The following is a 19,906-nucleotide window of genomic DNA, read 5'->3' as shown; positions in this document are numbered from 1 at the left end:
TCTCTATAAATACTTAACCGGATTGGTATCTATTTGAGATAGCACAATGTTTACATCGTTAATTCTATCAGATAAAAAACCTGCCATATAATTTTGAGTGTAGCGTTCGCTCTCAAAATGGCCGATGTCGGCAAGCAATAATTTATCTTCCGCTTCATAGAACTGGTGGTATTTTAAGTCGGCCGTTAAAAATGCATCGGCGCCTGCTGCAATGGCATTTTTAATTGCAAAACTACCCGACCCGCCTAATACTGCAACTTTTTTTATTGGTTTACCCGTATATGCACTATGCCTAATGCCCTGCGCATCCATTTTATCTTTTACGAAATGAAGGAAGTCGACCTCAGCCATCGGTTCAGCAAGTTCGCCCACCATGCCCAGCCCAATGTTTTGATGCTGGTTTTGCAGGCTGTAAACTTCGTAAGCCACCTCCTCATATATATGGTTATTAAAAAGTGCTTTGAGTATTTTACCTTCAAGAGGCTTCTCAAAAGTAACCTCAATTTTAATTTCGGCAGTCTCGGTAAATTCGCCGCGCTCGCCAATTGTTGGATTGCTAAATTCGTTACCGCTGTAGGTACCAATTCCGTGGCTGTTAAAACTGCAGTTGTTATAATTACCAATACTGCCCGCCCCGGCATTAAACAGCGCATTGCGCAACGGTAAATGATTATCTGGCGTGGTAAAGGTTACCAGCTTTTTAATAAACCCTTCTTTAGGCACCAGTATTTTAGTATTGGTTAGCCCCAGGGCATCGCAAAATATTTTATTTACACCGTTACTATGATTATCTAAGGCCGTATGCACCGCATAAAGAGCCACATCTTTTTTAATAGCTTTTATTACCGCGCGCTCTACGTAGTTTTTACCTGTAATTTTTTTTAACCCGCTAAATAGTATTGGATGAAAACACACCACCATATTACAACCGGTAGCAATAGCCTCATCAACTACAGCCTCCAGCGCATCATGGCACACCAGTACACCCGTAGCCTGCGCATTGGCATTGCCGGTAAGCAGGCCAACGTTATCAAAATCTTCAGCATAGCCCAATGGTGCCATTTGCTCCAGCACTGCAATAATATCTTTAATTTTCATAATAGTATTTGTAACTCAAATTTAGTAATAAAAAAACTGCCCCTAAAAGAGGCAGTTCAAGTATTATTAAAAGTCTGACGTTATTATTGGCAATCAGAACCTGTCATTTCGTAAGCAGTTATATACATATCGTAACCCATACCGGTATCAACACCCATTAGGTAAGCATTACCGTTTTCGCCTTTGCAAATTTCTGCAGCTGGCACTGTAACACCCTGAACGGTATACGAAGAACAATCAACACATGTTGTGGTAACACCACCGCCTTCGCCCGGCGTTGTACCCGGCTCTGGAGTTTCGCCCGGTGCTACGTAAGCTTTAGCACAAAATAATGAGAAATAACGAGCGGCATCCAGAGGCGTTTTTTGATTGTCTACATACGCATACCCTTCGGCATCTACGCAAACCTCATAATCCACCTCTTCTACAGTAGATGGTGCTGCACCCGCAGGAGAATCAGGAATTTCGCATATCTGGCAGCCAACGTAAGCAACAATAATTTCTTCGTTATCATCCTCACAGGCAACAAAAGTTAGCCCGGCTAAAAGCGCTATAGATAGTATAAGTTTTTTCATGTTTGCAGTTTTTTATTTGCGACACAGCAAAAAAAGAAAAAAGGCGGTTCATATCCAAATGTTTCCGTTAAAACTTTGCAAATATTGTTGCATATACTACTATAAAAATAAAAACCGCCCATAAAGGGCGGCTCTAATTTTTAGACAATAGCAAATTAATTACAATCTGTTAACATGTTACCAGCCTGTACAGCTGAATCATATTGTGCCTGTGTTTCGAAATCATCCCTGCAAAGTTCAAATTCAGGAATTGTAGTACCATTCATAGAATATGAATCGCATGTTACACAACCAGAAGTTGTAGATTTTTTGTCGTCATCGTTAGAACATGCTACAATTGTCATTCCGGCTAAAAGAGCCATTGATAAAATAATTTTTTTCATTGTTGTTAAAAGGTGTTAATTGATTTGTGATGCGACAAAAAAATAAAAAATATGCTGATTATCCAAATATTTTCTTAAAAAAAGAAATATTTATTTAAAAAAAAGCATCATGTAAGATTAAACTTTAATTATTAAGCATAATATACAAACCATTCATAAATAAAAGTAAGACAGAAAGCATCTAACATTAAATAATATAACCAAAAAACAACTATTAGTTTAATTTTTATCATAAACTTAAATACAAATATTATTAAAACGTTAACAAATTGCTTGATTTGCCTTTTTTTATCTAAAAAATTATTATACGTTTGCGCCACCTAACTTATTTCAATCAACAAAATGAAAAACGCAAAATTATTACTTGGTGTATTTGCTGCAGTTGCAATGCTAACATCATGTGGAGACGACGACAACAACTCAACAAGCGCATCTATCGTAGGCAAATGGGCTTACTCTAAAGATGGCGTTAGCGCACAGGGCCAGGAAATGTTATTAGATTACGAGCATACCGAAGGATGCAACAAAGATTACGTTGAATTTACTGCTGACGGAAAATACTTTGATGTAGAATACCCTACAGGTTGCGTTGCAGATACAATTTACAACGAAACTTACGTTAAAGATGGTAACACACTAACTACAGGTATCGGTACAGATGCAGAGACTGTTACAATTGAAACGCTATCTAACACTGAGTTAAAAATTAAATCTTCTTATACCGAAAGTGGTGTAACTGTAAACTACGTTACTGTATTTACAAAACAATAATAAGTTTTTATAAGCTTTAAATGCCCTGTAGTACAGGGCATTTTTTTTGTTTAAAACACGCAACATCTCCCGGAAAATGATATTTTTGCCTTATGTCTTTTCTACGAAAACTACTCCTGCCCTTTTCTATAATTTACTGGCTTATAACAGCTTTAAGAAATCTGTTGTATAATAATGGTATTTTTAAATCGTATGCCTTCCCCCTGCCTATAATTGCTATTGGCAATTTAAGCACGGGCGGAACCGGCAAAACCCCTCAAACAGAATATTTGATCAGGCTTTTAGCCGATAAGTACAAAATAGCAACGCTGAGCCGCGGTTATAAAAGAAAATCTAAAGGTTTTGTTTTAGCCGGTTCGGATAGCAATGCAGATATTTTGGGCGACGAACCCTACCAGTTTTACTCTAAATTTAGCACCATTTCTGTAGCGGTAGATGCCGACAGAAAAAATGGTATTGAACAACTTTTAAGCAAAACCAATCCCGATGTTATTTTATTGGATGATGCCTACCAGCACCGCCGCGTTAAAGCCGGTTTTTATATTTTACTTACTGCATATGGCGATATTTATGCCGATGACTATATATTGCCTGCCGGCAACCTAAGAGAGAGCCGTAGCGGAGCTGAAAGAGCAGGCGCTATAATTGTTACTAAGTGTCCGCCAGACCTATCTATACAGGCTCAAAACAGCATAATAAATAAACTAAAGCCGCAACCGGGGCAAAAAGTATATTTTACCTCTATAGAATATGATAGCGCTGTACACAACAGCACTACGAGCTTAATGGTTAGCAACATTAAAACTCAGGAGAAAATACTGGTGGCAGGTATTGCAAAACCTCAGCCATTTTTTAATTACTTAAAAGGAAGTAACGACACTATTAAGGAGTATGCCGACCACCATGATTTTACAGCAGCCGAAATTGAGGAGCTAAAAACCCTGGCCCAAAGTAAAATTATAGTTACAACCGAAAAAGATTATATGCGCCTTGAAGGCAAACTACCCCAAGATAAGCTTTTTTACCTGCCCATTAAAAGCCGCTTTCTGGCTAACGCCGATGTTTTTGATGCTACGATACTGGAGTTTGTTAAGACCAGTTTTTAGTTTTCAGTCGCAGTTTTCAGTTAAACCACATTTATCCCAACACCGGACTTCCGACTTTAAAACTTTATGACCTTCGACTTTAAAACTTTACGACTTTACGACTTCATTAAAGACTCAGCATCTCTTTAAATAAAGCCGACTGGCGCCTTGATATTTCTACTTCGCTACCGTTGTTCATAGTAGCTTTAAGCTTGCCGTTAAACCAGTTATCGACACTTTTAATATATTGCAGATTGACAACCTGCTGCCTGTTAGCCCTAAAAAATAAGTGCTGTGGCAGGCGCTCTTCGATCTGGTTAAGCGATTTATATATAAGCGGCTTGCAGTCTTTAAAATACACGCGGGTGTAATTGCCCACAATTTCAAACAAAAACACCTCGCCTATTTTTACCAGCCAGCACTTTTCGCCATCTTTAATAAAAATCTGGCTGTTCTCGTTTAAATATTCAATAACAGTAGCTTCGCGTGCGGTGTTACTGCCAGCCAGTTTGGTTTTAACCTTCTCTACCGCGTCGGCAAAGCGGTTCTGGTTAATGGGTTTAAGCAGATAATCAAGCGCATTATATTCGAACGATTTTATAGCATACTCATCAAAAGCCGTTGTAAATACGGTAACCGGCACATCTTCCAGCATTTCCAACAGCTCAAAACCATCTTTTTCGGGCATGTTAATGTCCAGAAAAATAAGGTCAGGGCGCATTTCTGTAATCATCTGGTAGGCAGTGTCAACATTTTCGGCTTCGCCAATAACCTCCAGCTCCACATGGTTTTTAATAAGCTCCTTAAGCTCATTACGGGCCAGGCGCGAATCTTCTACTATAATAACCTTTATACTGCTCATACTACTGGTATACTAATTTTTGCTTCAACAAAATTATTACTTTCCTGCAGGGTAAAGCCTGCTTTATTGCCATATATAAGGCTCAGCCTTTTTTTAATATTCTCAAGTCCCAGCCTCGTAGTGCCTTCTATGTAAGAAAGGCTGCCGGAATTCTGAACCATAATAATAAGCTCGCCATTGGCTTTTTGCACCCTAAGGTTTATAGCCCCACCTTCTTTAATTTTGCCAATACCATGCTTAACAGCATTTTCTACCAGCATCTGAATGATCATGGGCGGAATACAAACACTAAGCACTTCTGGGCTTACGGCAATAGAAAACGTAAGGCGCTCTTCAAACTGAATTTTAGATATCTCAATATAATTATCTACCGTTTGCAGCTCTTCTTTAATAGATATCGTGTTAACATCGTTCTTGGTAAGGCTGTAACGCAGCATTTCGCTAAGGCGGGTAATCATGTCGCGGGCGCGGGTGGCATCTTCTAAAATCAGTCCCCTAATATTATTAAGGCTGTTAAACATAAAGTGTGGGTTTATTTGCCCTTTAAGCGTATTAAGCTGCGACTCTCTAAGGTTAGACTCCAATTGCAGCTGGTTAACTTTTACTAAATTAATATAATTAAATACTTTATAGGAGGTAACACTAAATATCCATATTAAAAATATAACCGTAAAATAAGGCACATTGGTTAGCTTTTGCACAAAGGTAAATTCGAAATCATTACCCATGTAGTAAAAGTATAGCGCATATAATATAGGCCATATTAAAAAACTGTACAGCACCTGGGTCAGACTAAAAACAAGTACCATTTTATAAACCGATCGTTTTTTAAGATCGGAGAAATCGATCCATTTTTCGTAAAAAAACAATATAATAAAAGAGAGTGCCCAGGCTAAAAACCCGCAGGCTAAACCTTCCAATATAAAGTATTTAACTATTTTTAGGCGCATAGGTTCATCGGGCATGCTTAGTTTAATCGATATCTTATCTAAAGACAGCGTAAAAACCACGTAGAGCACAAAGCCCAGGGCACTAAAAAAAATGTATTTCGGTTTATTTATTAACTTCATATAATTGTAAAAAAACCGGGCAACATAAGTATTGCCCGGCACGCACTAACTCAAATAAGTACGCAAATTTATTTTGTTGCTTTTGGGGTGATGAATCCGGACCGGCAACCTTGTATGCCAATTTTGATTGATGATTGATATTGTTACTATAATGTATTTACTTATGATAAGCATACCAGGGCAATACTAAAACTTAGCAAAAGCCCCGATAGGCTATCCAGGAATAAAGCGTTAAACTACTACAGTATTAAATTGTGATTGTACATTTTTAATGATTCGGATCTTGATTGATGATTGATGACTTAACGTGCTAACGGCGTGCTTAAAATAATAATAAGGTTATTGCAGATACAACAAGCTTAACAACATAAACGAATACAGTTACCATAATTAATTTGTTTTAGATTGGTTGGTTGGTTATTTGTTGAATCAAAAGTATTACAATAATTAATTACCCAAATAAAATATATGACGAATGGTTGTTTTTTGAGGATGAATGGTAATTCTTAAATTCTTACACACATAACGCATCGTTACTTACATAAACACTCCTATACATAAGGTATTTTGTAAAATGCTTGTTTTTAAAAAACACATAAACTAAATTTGTTTGAATTTTACAACGCATTACTCATGGAAACGCAAACGCTTCAGAATTTTTACGACGAGAAAGTACAAGCCCCACCGCAAAACATTAATGCAGGTGTAGGCCACTTTAATGTTTTTAGGATAGAAGACTGCCTGCACAATGCGCCGGTGCGCTATGCACGCCGCGATTTTTATAAGGTTGCGCTTATTAATGGTGGCAACCGCTACCATTATGCCGATAAAAGTATCGAGATACCGGGCACTGCCCTTATTTTCTTTAACCCGCAGGTACCCTACACGTGGGAACCTCTTAGCGACGAAAGTAAAGGTTACTTTTGCATATTCACGCCGGCTTTTTTTACCGATAAATCGCGCACTAACCTGGCCGACCTGCCCATGTTTGCCATTGGCGGCGATCCATCGTACAAGCTAAATAACGAGCAGGAAGCAGCTGTAGCAGCACTTTTTGAAAAGATGATTACCGAAATAAACTCTGATTACACATTTAAGTACGACCTGCTGCACAGTTATCTTAACGAGCTTATTCACTTAGCATTAAAAACAGAGGCTGCTGTTAACCTATACAACCACCCTAATGCAAACTCGCGCATTACTGCCGTGTTTAACGAGTTGCTTGAAAGGCAGTTCCCTATAGAAACACCGGTACAGCGTTTTACCATGCGCTCTGCCGCTGATTTTGCAGAGAACCTGTCGGTACACGTTAACCATCTTAACCGCGCCATTAAAAATACCACAGGCAAAACCACTACAGCTCTTATAAGCGAGCGCCTTGTGGCCGAAGCCAAAGCCCTGCTTAAGCACACCGACTGGAATATTGCCGAAATTAGCAACAGCCTTGGTTTTGAGGAGGCTGCGCATTTTAATAACTTTTTCAAGAAGTTTACCGCCAAAACACCATCTACATTTAGAAATGTTTGATTTACGCAATCATTAGTTTGAATGGCGTAATTAACCGCCCACACTACTGCCATAACTTTGTACCATACAAAAAACAGTACACGTTATGCAAAATCAAATTCAAAAAACCTGGTTTGTAACCGGGGCATCTAAAGGTTTAGGGCTTGCAATTGTAAAACAGCTGTTGCAGGCCGGACAAAAGGTTGCAGCAACGTCTCGCAATCTTAACGACCTTACTAAAGCTGTAGGCAGCACCAATCTTAACTTTTTACCCCTGCAAACCAATCTTGGCAGCGATACATCGGTACAAGAGGCTATTGCCAAAACCCACGAAACCTTTGGCAGCCTGGATGTGCTTATCAATAACGCCGGCTATGGCATTGGCGGCAGCCTGGAAGAAGTATCAGACCAGGAACTTCGCACATCGTTTGATGTTAATGTGTTTGGTACCGTAAACACCATTCGCCATGCATTACCTTTTATGAGAACGCAACGCAGCGGGCACATTATTAATATAGCCTCTATTGCAGGATTTTCGGCAGCAACCGGCTGGGCACCTTATGCCGCTACCAAATTTGCCGTTGTAGGCCTTACCGAGGTTTTGGCAGACGATGTTAAAGCCTTTGGCATTACCGCCACGGTTGTAGCTCCCGGCGCTTTTCGCACCAGCTTTTTAACCGATGACTCATTGGTTCTCCCAAAAAATCCTATTGCCGATTATGAGGCTATAAGGGCATCGCACGCCAAATACCTAACTATGGATGGCAACCAGGCCGGCGACCCCGAAAAAGCCGCTGCCGCAATGATAGCAACCGGTTTTAACCCCAACCCTCCCGTACACTTATTTTTAGGTACCGATGCCTACAAAAGGGCTATGGCAAAAATTGAAAGCCTTACCAAAGAAATAGAATCGCTTAAAGAAATTACTACCTCAACAGATTACTAACAATCAATTATATTTTATTATGTCAACAACAACCTGGTTTATAACCGGTGCCTCAAAAGGCTTCGGGTTACAATTTGTAGAACAATTACTGGCCAAAGGCCATAACGTAGCAGCAACATCGCGCAGCATTGCCGACCTTGAAAAAGCAGCCGGAACACACCCTAACTTACTTCCGTTAGAAGTTAACCTAAGCAGCGAGCAAAGTGTTGCCACAGCTATACAAGCCACCATTGCTAAATTTGGCAAACTGGATAATGTAGTAAACAATGCGGGGTACGGCCTGTTTGGCGGCCTTGAAGAACTAAGCGATGCCGAGTCGCGCCAAAATTTTGAGGTAAACGTATTTGGTACGCTTAACGTTATCCGCCAGGCTATGCCGCACTTGCGCGAACAGAAGTCGGGTCACATTTTTAACATCTCGTCTATTGGCGGTTTTGTGGGTGGCTTTCCGGGTTTTGGAATTTACTGTGCCACTAAGTTTGCCGTAAATGGTTTAACCGAAGCCTTAGCTGTAGAAGCCAAACCATTTAATGTAAATGTTACCCTTGTTATGCCGGGCTACTTTAGAACCAGCTTCCTGGATTCCGGATCTATAGCAGCACCTAAAAATCCTATAGATGCATATGCATCGGTTCGTGAATCTCAAAAACTACACGACGAGCAAATAAATGGCAACCAGCCGGGCGATCCTGCTAAAGGCGTAGCCGAAATTATTAAGGTTGCTGAGGCTCCTAACCCACCATTACATTTATTTTTAGGTACTGATGCCGTTGGACTGGCCACACAGAAAATAGCCGACCTTTCTGCCGAGATAAATGCCTGGAAAGGTGTTAGCACCGCTACCGATTTTTAAATTCTAACTGCCCAATACCTAAAAAGCCCTGAGTACTTGTACTTAGGGCTTTTTTTACATTTTCAGTGCAAATTACATTAACCAAAATAAATGTAGTTCAGAATGCGTATTTGTAAGAAAAATAATGTTTATAAATTCATAAATTCAATTTAAACCAACTGAATTGTATTCACATAAAAATCAATGATTTAAAAGAGGGGTGTCGCCAAAATTATCGCATCGTGTCACTATTTATTCTCCACTAAATCAACATATTAAAAATTTATTACACAATTTTTATGTAATGTTGCCGCTTGTTATTTATCTATGAATAACTACCAAAATCACTTTTAAAAATTATTGTTGAATGAAAAAATTTACTACACTACTTTTCCTTGCCCTGTTTGTTGCCTTTACCGGTAACGCACAGGAGTGCGGCCCAACCGATCCGCCTTATTACCTTGACTTTGAGTCGGGACTTTTTGTACCCGATTGCACCGTATCTTCATCGGAAGGTTCGCCAAATTTCTGGCAGAATGATAATAACCCGATAGAAGGGTTTTCTGGTAAAGCCTTAAAATATACCGGCGGTACACTTGATGCCAATTCAAAATTCTATACCCGCGGTATTAACCTTACGGGAGGCACACCTTACAGAATAACTTACAAGTACGCCAACAGCGGCGGCGGTACAGAGAGTTTTTTGTTTACGTATGGCACGGCAGCTACAGCAGAAGCTGCAACACCTGTAACGGTTACAACCACGTTTTCTGACGGTGTTTTACACAACGCAAGCTTTAGCTATTTTACCGTACCCACTACAGGAGTGTATTACTTTGGTTTTAGCGCACTAAGCGCAGCCAACCAGGGCGCTATGTATATAGACGATTTTAAAATTGAACCTACATCATGTGGTATTGTTCAAAACTTAGCGGTAAGCAGCATTACGCAAACCGGCGCCAGCATTAACTGGGCAGCAGCTACAGGTGGCAATGTTACACCGCTTGGGTTTTACCAGTATGCTTTAAATACATCGGCTACACCGCCTGCAACGGGCACGGCTGTATTTTCTACAACACAAACCAACACAACGTTAACTCCGGGCACAACTTATTATGTTTATGTAAGAAGTGTATGCGGCAGCAACGTGTATGGCGACTGGGTAACCACATCGTTTACTACCCCAAGCTGCGATGTAGCAACCATACCGTATGCTTTAGATTTTGAAAACGTTACCACACCTGCCCTGCCTGCCTGTACATCGGTAGCAGCTATAACAACAGGCAGCCAGTGGGCTACAGTTGCAGCTCCCGGCAATGGTTTTGATAGTAACGCATTACAATACACAGGCACTACTACGGCTGCAGGTGCATCGTTCTTTACGCAAGGCATCCAGATAAATGCAGGCACTTATTACAGGGTGTATTACAAGTATGGCAACAACAGCGCAACAGGTACAGAAAACTTTACCGTAACGCTTAATACCAGCCCTAACCCGGCCAGTGTATCGTCTACCTTTGCAACGCACACTGCTACGGGCGGTACGCCGCAAACCAATAACGTTACACTATTCAACATACCAACATCGGGTGTTTATTACTTTGGCTTTAATGTTACAACTCCGGCAAACGGCGGTAACTTAACCATAGACGATTTTGTTATTGAGCCGCAGGTATGTGGCGTGCCATCGTCTATTGTAATTAATAACGTAACCCAAACAGGTGCTTCGGTTAGCTGGGCAGCACCAACTACAGGCAACCTGCCAATGGTAAGCGTTTATCAGTATGCTTACGGCACAACAAACACCCTTCCTACAGAAGGTACTTTTAACCCGGGTACTACAGCAACCCTTTCAGGATTACTACCGGGTACTACATATTATGTATTTAACCGTACACTTTGCGGCCCGATATGGAGCGAGTGGTATACCACTACTTTTACAACCCCATCTTGCGATACCACTACCATACCTTACACTCAGGATTTTGAATCGACTACCGTGCCGGGCATGCCAACGTGTACTACCCTGGGTACAACAGCGGGCAACCAATGGGTAACTGCCGATGCTCCAGGCAATGGCTTTACAACTAAAACCCTTCAGTACACAGGTACAGATGCTGCTGCAAATGCATGGCTGTTTACACAGGGCATACAGCTAACAGCGGGTACTAACTACAAAATAACCTACAAGTACGGTAACAACAGCAACATTACTACAGAGAGCTTTCAGGTTACTATGGGCACCAGCCCCAATGCAGCATCTGTGCTTGTACCAGTTGGCGGACAGGCGGCTATTACAGGTGGCGCTTTAGCCACGTTTACATCTGCCCCAATAAGCGTTGCAACAGATGGCATTTACTACTTTGGCTTTAATGCCAACAGTACGGCATCTCAGGGTACTTTATTTATTGATGATGTTACTATCTCTCTTTGGGATTGCGGCACCCCGCAGGATATTACTATTAGTAACGTTACCCAGACAGGTGCTATCGTTACATGGGCTGCCCCTGCCGAAAACACAAGCTTTGGCTATTTTGTAGGCACCAGCACCAACATTAACTTTCCTGATGGTGGCCCGTACGTAAACGGACTTACCACTAACCTTATTGATCTTTTACCGGGCACAACTTACTATGTGTTCTTAAAGAGCCAGTGCGGCCCGCTAATGGGCGACTGGAGCGACTATGTTAGCTTTACTACCCCTGCCTGCGATGCTACTACTGTGCCATACTACCAGGATTTTGAGTCGGCTACCGTACCTGCAATCCCTTCATGTACTACTATTGGCGACGCTGATACCGGTAACGAATGGGTAACATCTAACAATCCAGGAAGTGGTTTTACCAACAATGCACTGCACTATTATCCAAGCGATGAAACTGCCGATGCATGGTTCTTTACACAGGGTGTACAGTTAACTGCGGGTACGTACTATAAAATATCGTACACCTTTGGTAACAACAGTGCCGGTACTACAGAGAAATTAAAAGTGGCTATTGCTACCAATCCTAATCCGGGTTTCCTTGTGGGAACAGATCCGTTAGGTGACCATATTGTAACAGGTGCTACACCGGCAACAAATGCTATTAATTACTTTAATGTAACCGAGAGTGGTGTGTACTACCTTGGTTTCAATGCGCATAGTGCATCTGAAGAAGGGCATTTATATGTAGATGCTATTGCCATAGAAGAGAATGTTTGCGGTGTTACTACTAATGTAGTGATTAGCGATATAACTACTACTACAGCTACTATCGAATGGCAGGCGCCAACTACAGGCAATACACCGGCAACGGTTTACCAGTATGCTTATGGTACTACCAATACCCCTCCGGCAGAAGGAACATTTATCCCGGAACTTACTATTGATCTTGCCGACTTAGAGCCTAACACTACGTACTATGTGTTTACACGCACGCAGTGCGGACCGCTATGGAGCGACTGGACAATTACCGAGTTTACTACCCAAGATGACACTACTGGCTTAGGCGATGTTACTTTTAACAAACTGAAAGTATATCCTAACCCAACATCAAACATAATTACTATTGATAACGCTGCTGCTATAGACAGCGTAGAAGTTTATAACATTACCGGCCAATTGGTGCTTAAGCAAAACATAGGCAGCACCAACACCACAATTAACCTGGAAAACCTGCAGGCGGGCGCATACCTACTAAACGTATATGCTAACGATGCAACCAAAAGGGTTAAAATAATAAAACAATAACACCTGTAACATAGTAGTATAAGTTAAACAAAGTGTATTGTTTCGGTGCCAAACCCCATAAGGCACCAAAAGTAAACCCCCGAAGAGTAGCGCTTCGGGGGTTTTGTATTTTAGGGTTTTACTTATTTTATTTATTGAGTTTTATGCGGCACAAATAGTTATGGGCCGTAATATATAAGTAGCCATCGGCGCCAAAGGCGCAGTTAGAGGTAGCCACACCGGTTTCTATACGGCCCAGCGCTTTGCCCTGCGGCGATATTACCACAATGCCATTAGCGGCACCGGCGTAAATATTGCCCTGTGCATCTACCTTCATGCCATCGGCGGCAGCCTTACTAATTTGTGTAACGCCCGATTTACTGAAGTCGAAAAACACCGTGCCTTTACCCAGTGTGCCATCGGCTTTAACTGCGTAGGCGTTAATATAAGGCGTAGCACCGTTAGACTGGCTTACATACAACGTCTTTTCATCTGGCGAAAGCGCAACGCCGTTAGGGCGTAATAAATTGCTTACCACTTGGGTTACTTTACCCGCCGGCGTAATGCTATACACACCCTCTTCTTTAATTTGTCTGTTGGCAGTATCGCCCTCGCGGCCGGGCAGCCCGTATGGCGGATCGGTAAAAAAGTAGGTGCCGTTGCTGTGCTGGCAAATATCGTTAGGCGAGCTAAAGCGTTTGCCCTTCCAGTTATCGGCCAGGGTAACCTTCCCGCCAAGGGTTAGGTTCATTTTGGTAATGCGGCGGTCGCCATGCTCGCAGGCCACGAGTTCGCCGTCTTTATTAATCAGGAGTCCGTTACTGCCGGGTTCGTCGCTGTACTGGCCCAGGCCGGTATAGCCTGATGGTTTCAGGAATACGGTTAGCCCGCCTTTAGGTTCCCATTTAAAAATAGTGTTTTGCGGGGCATCGCTAAAAAGCAGGTAGCTGCCGTTTTCAACCCAGGTTGGCCCCTCGGCCCAGATAATGCCGGTGGCAAGGACTTCTATTTTGGCATCGGCCGAAACAATTTTGGCAAAAGAGGCATCATAACTTTCTGTTTTGCCTATGGTAGGATATACTTTTTGGGCGCTGGCTGTCATGGTAATTAGGGTAATTAGGAATGCAAGTTTTTTCATTGGAATTTGGATAGATTTTTTGGAAGCCGAAAGTTAGCCATTTTACCCAAAAGCGCGCCCTTTTTTAACGATAGCCTAAGAAAGCACTAAGCCCACAGGCAACTACCGCTAATTATCTTACTATATTTCAATTATTTACGATACCTTTATACAATGATAAAGATTACAAAAGATACCGATATTGAAGCCGGCAACACTATTTACAACCCCACCGAAAACGTGCGCTACCAGGTTGATGCCTACACGTATGACGCCGACTCTAAAACCGAAGTTGCCCGCCTTAAGCCCAAGCTACCCCTTGGTATTAATAAAAAGGCTTTTACCCTTACCATAGAAAACATGGTTAAACTGGGTTATAAAATTGATAACGATTAACAATACTATATTTTTGAATGAAGCCTTCCTTTGGGGAGGTTTTTTTATGTAGAGACGTTACATTGCAACGTCTAATATATATTGGCAGACGTTGCAATGCAACGTCTCTACAACTGTATTGCACTGGCATTAATGAGGAAAATCGCATTGGCAGAAAGACTTTTTTTTACTATATTAGCATAACAATATTGTGATGTAGATATGGGACTATTTAACTTTGGAGGAAAGAAAAAGCCTGAAGATAAAGGAGAATTAGCTGCACGCTATTTAAAACATTTAAATAGTATTTTTAAAAAAGAACCTCTTTATTATATGGAAGAAAGCCTAAGTAATGGCTTGCCGGGAGTGGCTTCTATTGTATATAAGGATATTCCTGAACAGGGTTACACAACAGCATTTACATACGGATTATCACTGGCACAACACCCTGAATGGAAATTCGGAAGGCCGGAACTTTGCGTATCTGTGGCGTCTTTAAACCCTTCATGGGAGAGGATTAGCGCCTACATAGCGAATAGGCTTAGAGGTGACTGCCCATTTAAATATGGACAAAATATTAATTTTGGAGAGAAAATTAGCGACGACTCTGAAATGGATGCCTTTTTTATTTTTGCGCCCAGCACACTCAATAAAGAAGATTATTCAAACATAGACATTGGAGCTGATTATAAAATAAATATAGTGGGTTTGTACCCTATGTATGCGGATGAACTCGATGCATACGAGAAAATGGGATTAGAAAAATTTTGGCACCATCCCAATTTTGACAACTACAACGTAAACAGAAAACACATAAGCCTGTAATAAAAAATCCCGACTGCTTTCACAGTCGGGATTTGTATTTATATCGAAACTCAGCTTATAGCTTAGCTTTTCTCATTTCGCGGGCAAGAAGCGTGTTTTTAAGAAGCATGGCAATTGTCATTGGGCCAACACCACCGGGAACCGGGGTAATGAATGATGCTTTTTTGCTTACGTTCTCAAAATCAACATCGCCTGTAATACGGTAGCCTTTTTCGGTAGTGTCATCGGCAACACGGGTAATACCCACGTCTATTACCACAACATCATCTTTAACCATTTCGGCTTTAAGGTAGTTGGGTACACCAAGGGCGGTAATAATAATATCGGCCTGTGTGGTTATCTGGCTTATGTTTTTTGTGTGGCTGTGCGTTAGCGTAACAGTACTATTGCCCGGGAAACCCTTGCGCCCCATAAGGATGCTCATTGGGCGGCCCACAATGTGGCTGCGGCCTATTACTACGGTATGCTTACCGGCAGTTTCTACATTATAGCGCTCTAAGAGCTCTAAAATACCAAACGGTGTAGCGGGTATAAACGTAGTCATATCCAAAGCCATTTTACCAAAGTTCTCCGGATGGAAACCATCCACATCTTTACTTGGGTCTATGGCCATTAGTACTTTTTGCTCGTCTATTTGCTTAGGCAACGGCAGCTGTACTATAAAACCATCAATATCGTCGTTTTGGTTTAGCTCTTCAATTTTTTGAAGCAGCTCCAGCTCAGATATGGTGCTTGGCAGCTTTATAAGGGTACTCTCAAAACCTACACGCTCGCAGGCTTTTACTTTACTGCCCACGTAGGTAAGGCTTGCGCCATCGTTACCCACAATAACAGCAGCCAGGTGAGGTACCTTTTCGCCATTGGCTTTCATTTTATTTACAACCTCGGCAAGTTCGACTTTAATGTCTTCCGAGACTTTTTTTCCGTCTAATAATTGCATTTGTTCGTTTCAGGTTTAAAGTTTCAGGTTTCAGGTTGCCCCAAGTACGCAAAACTCAGTATTAGTAGTTTTATATTATAAACTATTAGTTATAAATGGTTAAGGAACAGAATAAGCAAACTTGAAACCTGAAACCTTAAACAAATAAAACTAAAATTAAGGTTTCATCCCTTTCATGCCGCCCATCATCCTCATAAGGTTTTTGCCTGCGCCGCCCTGCATCATCTTCATCATTTTGCTCATCTGGTCAAACTGCTTAAGCAACTGGTTAACCTGCTGGATAGACGTTCCGCTGCCTTTGGCAATCCTGGTTTTACGCTTAGCATCAAGCACGGCCGGTTTACTTCGCTCTACAGGCGTCATCGAGTGGATTATAGCTTCGATGTGCTTAAAGGCATCATCTTCTATCTCTACATCTTTTAAAGCTTTACCGGCACCGGGTATCATGCCAACAAGGTCTTTCATGTTACCCATTTTTTTAACCTGCTGGATCTGGCTAAGAAAATCATCAAAACCAAATTCGTTCTTGGCAATTTTCTTTTGAAGTTTGCGTGCCTCTTCTTCGTCGTACTGCTCCTGTGCACGTTCTACTAACGATACAACGTCGCCCATACCAAGAATACGCTCTGCCATACGTGCCGGATAGAAAACATCTATAGCCTCCATCTTTTCGCCCGTACCCACAAACTTAATTGGCTTGTTTACAACCGATTTTATAGTAATAGCGGCACCACCACGGGTATCGCCATCTAATTTAGTAAGTATAACACCATCAAAATTAAGCCTGTCGTTAAACGCTTTTGCAGTATTAACGGCATCCTGGCCCGTCATGGCATCTACAACAAAAAGCGTTTCGTGCGGCTCAATGGCCTTGTGCACGTTAGCTATCTCGTTCATCATCTCCTCATCGACAGCAAGACGGCCTGCGGTATCTACAATAACCACATTAAAGCCGTTGGCTTTAGCATGCTTAATAGCGTTCTGGGCAATTTCTACCGGGTTGCGGTTGCCTTCTTCGCTATATACCTCTACGCCTATCTGGCCACCCACAACGTGTAGCTGGTTAATAGCCGCCGGGCGGTAAATATCACACGCTACCAATAATGGCTTTTTGTTCTTTTTAGTTTTAAGGTAATTGGCAAGCTTACCCGAGAACGTGGTTTTACCCGAACCCTGTAGACCTGACATTAGTATTACCGTTGGGTTGCCGCTTAGGTTTATACCGGCAGCATCGCCCCCCATAAGCTCTGTAAGTTCGTCTTTAACGATCTTAACCATTAACTGGCCGGGCTGCAGGGTTGTAAGTACGTTTTCGCCAAGGGCTTTATCCCTAACGCGGGTAGTAAAGTCTTTAGCTATCTTAAAGTTAACGTCGGCATCAAGTAGCGCACGGCGCACCTCTTTAAGAGTGTCTGCAACGTTTACATCGGTAATCTTTCCGTGCCCTTTAAGAACGTGGAACGCCTTGTCTAATTTATCGCTTAAATTATCAAACATAATTTATGGTTTCTTTTTTGTAGAGGTGCAAATTTAAGAATTTGATTTTGAAGTTAGAGGGTTAGGTACATAAAAAAATCAGCCCCGGTTAAGGAGCTGATTTAAACCTATATAATACTATAAAAAAAGGCCGTATCGGATTGTAAGATAATTGTTGGTTATTTATACGTTTCCGGCTTACCCGTTTATATATTAAACATGCAATTTAACATAAACCCTACGTAAAAAAAGGATTTTAACACAAAAAAGCGCAAAAAAAAACCGGCCTGAAGATTAGCCGGAATTCTTGTAAGAAAAAATTAATTAACACACATTATCGTATACGCTTTAGAAACAATGATTTAATAACTCTAAAGCACTTATTTAAAACCTGTTACAACAACACCGGCAACTTTTAGACAATAGAATTTACTTACAGAATGCCCTTAAAAAATTAACGACACTGTTTTAAAAATTTGCACGCCCCGGTGTTTTAAAATGAGAACCGGCGGTGGAAAGAACCGGTTCTCATAGAAAAAAAACTTGAATATTTAAAAAAACACAACTATCCAAACGCTAAATGCATCTAATTTTTGATGCAAACCACACGGCTTTGCAGCCCTGTTTATCTATAGTCGGCAACATATTAAAAAGGTTGCGTTAAAAAATAAAAAAAAATAAAACCGGCCTGGGAAAGGGCCGGTTTCTTGGAAAAAACTTGAATATTTAAAAAAAACACAACTATTCTAAACACGTATTGCAGTCGCCTTCCAGCTCATAGAGGGTTTGCACCTCTGTTGCGGTAAGCACTTTTTTGTACACCCTAAGGTCGTCTAAAAAGCCTGTAAAGTCCTGCCCAATAAAATAATCCAGTGCTGTAGTGCCAATACCGGCATTTACAAAAGCTTCTGTATTTTGCAACACACCATCGCGGTATAGCTTAGCCTCAAAATTGGCGTTAAGTGTTATAACAAGGTGGTGCCAGTTGGTGGTGTCCTGCCACAGGTTAAGGTCCTGGTTCCAGTTCATATCCCACAACTGGTTGTATAAGTTAGGCTCTGCCACACCAAACAAGGGTGTATTGCCATCGTAAACCGAAAGGTTAAACCCTCCTGCACCGCCACTGCCTTTTGTAAACAGGTGCTCAAGGTTGCCTACCTCTGTATTTTGCATTTTAAACCAAAGGCTTATACTAACATTATCGCCATTTACAAGTGCGTTGGCAGTGCTGCCCGCTATTTGTAACGACTGGCTGCCGTTAAACGCTATGGCACACCTTGCATTGTTATATCTGTCGGCCACAAAAGTGGTATCGTTTAAAGCTACAACAGCACTTCCTTTCAGGTCGTTTACATTATTAGAGAACGGCATGTAAACAACAAGCCCATCTACCAGCACACCCGGGTTTTGGCACCCAACGGGTTCCGGCTCCTGTGGGGTAACCACACAGTTGCTAACCGCAGCTACTATAGCATCTTCAAGTTCGGCATTGCTGTTAACGGTTACGGTTTGCTGACCTCCTACTGTTAACTCAACAGGGTAGCTAACCGAATAATACTCGTTAACCCCAAGGTTAAGCAGCATGTTGTACAGTTCGGCATCCGTTGTAATAGTATAGGTATTTTCCATTTGGAAACCGCTATTATACCCAAATACCGTTACCGGATAATTTATGGCAACACAGGCACTATTTATATATTGCAGGTTGTAATTGCAACCATTTACTATACTATTATAATTTGCCTCGCTGTTAATAGCAACCTCGGCATAATTGGCAAACACTACCGTAATAGGATAGCTGTATGATAAATTATCAACATCTGTGCTGCTTTGATTAAAAACAGCTGCTACTGTGGCATAATCATTTTCTGTGGCAACAGTAATCTGCTGGCCATTGGCAACAACCTGTACCGGTAACTTTATATTAAAACATGCAGTACTGTCTATGGCATTTATGGTAGTAGTCTCGTTTGCGGTAAGTGCTGTTAGTATGGCAGTAAGCTGTGATGTTGGCCCCAGGGCATCTTCGTTGTTTTCGGTAATCGAATCTTCCTGGCACGAAACAGCAAAAGCAGCTGCACTTAGCAAAGCAACAAGGCCTATTTTAAAAAAGTTTCTCACGTATCGATTTGATGATTGATGCACTAATAACAGCCGCCGATTAAAATACCCTACCCCGCCCCTAACTTTTTTCATAAAAAAAGCCGGCCCCGGGGAAAGGGTCGGCCTTAAACAAAAACTAATTGGTTTTCTTTTTCAAAATATTATAATCCCCATAGCAAGGGATAAAATTCTGGTGTTTTGCGGTAATAAAACAGCTCAACATTAAAATACCC

At 41.4% G+C, this 19,906-nt stretch carries 17 protein-coding genes; 8 read left to right on the top strand and 9 right to left on the bottom strand.

The window, feature by feature from the left end; translation table 11 throughout:
* Positions 1-3: 3 nt before the first annotated feature.
* From G509_RS0107745 to G509_RS0107735, 3 genes are all read right to left on the bottom strand, one after another.
* On the bottom strand, positions 4-1,098 hold the full coding sequence (locus tag G509_RS0107745; protein ID WP_026990994.1) for a Nif3-like dinuclear metal center hexameric protein: 1,095 nt from the start codon (positions 1,096-1,098) through the stop codon (positions 4-6).
* 83 nt (positions 1,099-1,181) lie between these two features.
* Complete coding sequence (locus G509_RS0107740) at positions 1,182-1,673, bottom strand: hypothetical protein (protein ID WP_026990993.1); 492 nt, start codon at positions 1,671-1,673, stop codon at positions 1,182-1,184.
* 155 nt (positions 1,674-1,828) lie between these two features.
* Complete coding sequence (locus G509_RS0107735) at positions 1,829-2,056, bottom strand: hypothetical protein (RefSeq protein WP_026990992.1); 228 nt, start codon at positions 2,054-2,056, stop codon at positions 1,829-1,831.
* Positions 2,057-2,398: 342 nt separating this feature from the next.
* Here G509_RS0107735 and G509_RS21670 point away from each other — a divergent pair, with 342 nt between their 5' ends.
* Positions 2,399-2,827, top strand: coding sequence for a hypothetical protein (locus tag G509_RS21670; RefSeq protein ID WP_051200049.1), 429 nt, complete (start codon positions 2,399-2,401; stop codon positions 2,825-2,827).
* A 92-nt stretch (positions 2,828-2,919) separates the two neighbouring features.
* Complete coding sequence (gene lpxK / locus G509_RS0107720; protein WP_026990990.1) at positions 2,920-3,933, top strand: tetraacyldisaccharide 4'-kinase; 1,014 nt, start codon at positions 2,920-2,922, stop codon at positions 3,931-3,933.
* 106 nt (positions 3,934-4,039) lie between these two features.
* Here the strand turns inward: lpxK and G509_RS0107715 are convergent, their stop codons facing one another.
* Both G509_RS0107715 and G509_RS0107710 read right to left on the bottom strand, forming a co-directional pair.
* Entirely contained in the window at positions 4,040-4,774 is a 735-nt protein-coding gene (locus tag G509_RS0107715; protein ID WP_026990989.1) for a LytR/AlgR family response regulator transcription factor, read from the bottom strand.
* Entirely contained in the window at positions 4,771-5,844 is a 1,074-nt protein-coding gene (locus tag G509_RS0107710) for a sensor histidine kinase (protein WP_026990988.1), read from the bottom strand. Before G509_RS0107710 ends, G509_RS0107715 begins: the two co-directional genes overlap by 4 nt.
* Positions 5,845-6,477: 633 nt before the next feature.
* On the opposite strand from G509_RS0107710, the gene G509_RS0107705 reads away from it, so the two are divergent.
* From G509_RS0107705 to G509_RS0107690, 4 genes are all read left to right on the top strand, one after another.
* Complete coding sequence (locus G509_RS0107705) at positions 6,478-7,371, top strand: helix-turn-helix domain-containing protein (RefSeq protein ID WP_026990987.1); 894 nt, start codon at positions 6,478-6,480, stop codon at positions 7,369-7,371.
* Between the two features lie 85 nt (positions 7,372-7,456).
* Positions 7,457-8,296, top strand: coding sequence for an SDR family NAD(P)-dependent oxidoreductase (locus G509_RS0107700; protein WP_026990986.1), 840 nt, complete (start codon positions 7,457-7,459; stop codon positions 8,294-8,296).
* A 19-nt stretch (positions 8,297-8,315) separates the two neighbouring features.
* A complete protein-coding gene (locus tag G509_RS0107695) occupies positions 8,316-9,149 on the top strand; it encodes an SDR family NAD(P)-dependent oxidoreductase (protein ID WP_026990985.1) in 834 nt (277 codons plus the stop codon).
* A 346-nt stretch (positions 9,150-9,495) separates the two neighbouring features.
* A complete protein-coding gene (locus tag G509_RS0107690; protein WP_026990984.1) occupies positions 9,496-12,858 on the top strand; it encodes a fibronectin type III domain-containing protein in 3,363 nt (1,120 codons plus the stop codon).
* Between the two features lie 127 nt (positions 12,859-12,985).
* Here G509_RS0107690 and G509_RS0107685 read toward each other — a convergent pair whose 3' ends face one another.
* Positions 12,986-13,975, bottom strand: coding sequence for an SMP-30/gluconolactonase/LRE family protein (locus G509_RS0107685; RefSeq protein WP_026990983.1), 990 nt, complete (start codon positions 13,973-13,975; stop codon positions 12,986-12,988).
* Positions 13,976-14,128: 153 nt separating this feature from the next.
* On the opposite strand from G509_RS0107685, the gene G509_RS0107680 reads away from it, so the two are divergent.
* Together G509_RS0107680 and G509_RS21665 are read left to right on the top strand one after the other, a co-directional pair.
* Complete coding sequence (locus tag G509_RS0107680) at positions 14,129-14,350, top strand: hypothetical protein (protein ID WP_026990982.1); 222 nt, start codon at positions 14,129-14,131, stop codon at positions 14,348-14,350.
* Between the two features lie 201 nt (positions 14,351-14,551).
* Entirely contained in the window at positions 14,552-15,154 is a 603-nt protein-coding gene (locus G509_RS21665) for a suppressor of fused domain protein (RefSeq protein WP_051200047.1), read from the top strand.
* A 55-nt stretch (positions 15,155-15,209) separates the two neighbouring features.
* Here G509_RS21665 and G509_RS0107670 read toward each other — a convergent pair whose 3' ends face one another.
* The 3 genes from G509_RS0107670 to G509_RS0107660 form a co-directional block, all read right to left on the bottom strand.
* Positions 15,210-16,094, bottom strand: coding sequence for a bifunctional 5,10-methylenetetrahydrofolate dehydrogenase/5,10-methenyltetrahydrofolate cyclohydrolase (locus tag G509_RS0107670; protein WP_026990981.1), 885 nt, complete (start codon positions 16,092-16,094; stop codon positions 15,210-15,212).
* A 156-nt stretch (positions 16,095-16,250) separates the two neighbouring features.
* Positions 16,251-17,591, bottom strand: a complete 1,341-nt coding sequence (gene ffh / locus G509_RS0107665; RefSeq protein WP_026990980.1) for a signal recognition particle protein — start codon at positions 17,589-17,591, stop codon at positions 16,251-16,253.
* A 720-nt stretch (positions 17,592-18,311) separates the two neighbouring features.
* Entirely contained in the window at positions 18,312-19,691 is a 1,380-nt protein-coding gene (locus G509_RS0107660) for a LamG domain-containing protein (protein ID WP_026990979.1), read from the bottom strand.
* Positions 19,692-19,906: the final 215 nt, after the last annotated feature.

This window comes from Flavobacterium subsaxonicum WB 4.1-42 = DSM 21790 (assembly GCF_000422725.1).
Classification (GTDB): domain Bacteria; phylum Bacteroidota; class Bacteroidia; order Flavobacteriales; family Flavobacteriaceae; genus Flavobacterium; species Flavobacterium subsaxonicum.
Note: the sequence above shows the minus strand (reverse complement) of the source record. Positions and strands in the feature narration are given on the sequence as shown.

Bases quoted from the DNA above. Each gene is read 5' to 3' on its own strand.
- G509_RS0107715 (WP_026990989.1), bottom strand. From the start codon at position 4,774: ATGAGCAGTATAAAGGTTATTATAGTAGAAGATTCGCGCCTGGCCCGT.
- G509_RS0107710 (WP_026990988.1), bottom strand. From the start codon at position 5,844: ATGAAGTTAATAAATAAACCGAAATACATTTTTTTTAGTGCCCTGGGC.
- G509_RS21670 (WP_051200049.1), top strand. From the start codon at position 2,399: ATGAAAAACGCAAAATTATTACTTGGTGTATTTGCTGCAGTTGCAATG.
- G509_RS0107735 (WP_026990992.1), bottom strand. From the start codon at position 2,056: ATGAAAAAAATTATTTTATCAATGGCTCTTTTAGCCGGAATGACAATT.
- G509_RS0107740 (WP_026990993.1), bottom strand. From the start codon at position 1,673: ATGAAAAAACTTATACTATCTATAGCGCTTTTAGCCGGGCTAACTTTT.
- ffh (WP_026990980.1), bottom strand. From the start codon at position 17,591: ATGTTTGATAATTTAAGCGATAAATTAGACAAGGCGTTCCACGTTCTT.
- G509_RS0107680 (WP_026990982.1), top strand. From the start codon at position 14,129: ATGATAAAGATTACAAAAGATACCGATATTGAAGCCGGCAACACTATT.
- G509_RS0107670 (WP_026990981.1), bottom strand. From the start codon at position 16,094: ATGCAATTATTAGACGGAAAAAAAGTCTCGGAAGACATTAAAGTCGAA.
- G509_RS0107685 (WP_026990983.1), bottom strand. From the start codon at position 13,975: ATGAAAAAACTTGCATTCCTAATTACCCTAATTACCATGACAGCCAGC.
- G509_RS0107705 (WP_026990987.1), top strand. From the start codon at position 6,478: ATGGAAACGCAAACGCTTCAGAATTTTTACGACGAGAAAGTACAAGCC.
- G509_RS0107745 (WP_026990994.1), bottom strand. From the start codon at position 1,098: ATGAAAATTAAAGATATTATTGCAGTGCTGGAGCAAATGGCACCATTG.
- lpxK (WP_026990990.1), top strand. From the start codon at position 2,920: ATGTCTTTTCTACGAAAACTACTCCTGCCCTTTTCTATAATTTACTGG.
- G509_RS0107695 (WP_026990985.1), top strand. From the start codon at position 8,316: ATGTCAACAACAACCTGGTTTATAACCGGTGCCTCAAAAGGCTTCGGG.
- G509_RS0107700 (WP_026990986.1), top strand. From the start codon at position 7,457: ATGCAAAATCAAATTCAAAAAACCTGGTTTGTAACCGGGGCATCTAAA.
- G509_RS21665 (WP_051200047.1), top strand. From the start codon at position 14,552: ATGGGACTATTTAACTTTGGAGGAAAGAAAAAGCCTGAAGATAAAGGA.
- G509_RS0107690 (WP_026990984.1), top strand. From the start codon at position 9,496: ATGAAAAAATTTACTACACTACTTTTCCTTGCCCTGTTTGTTGCCTTT.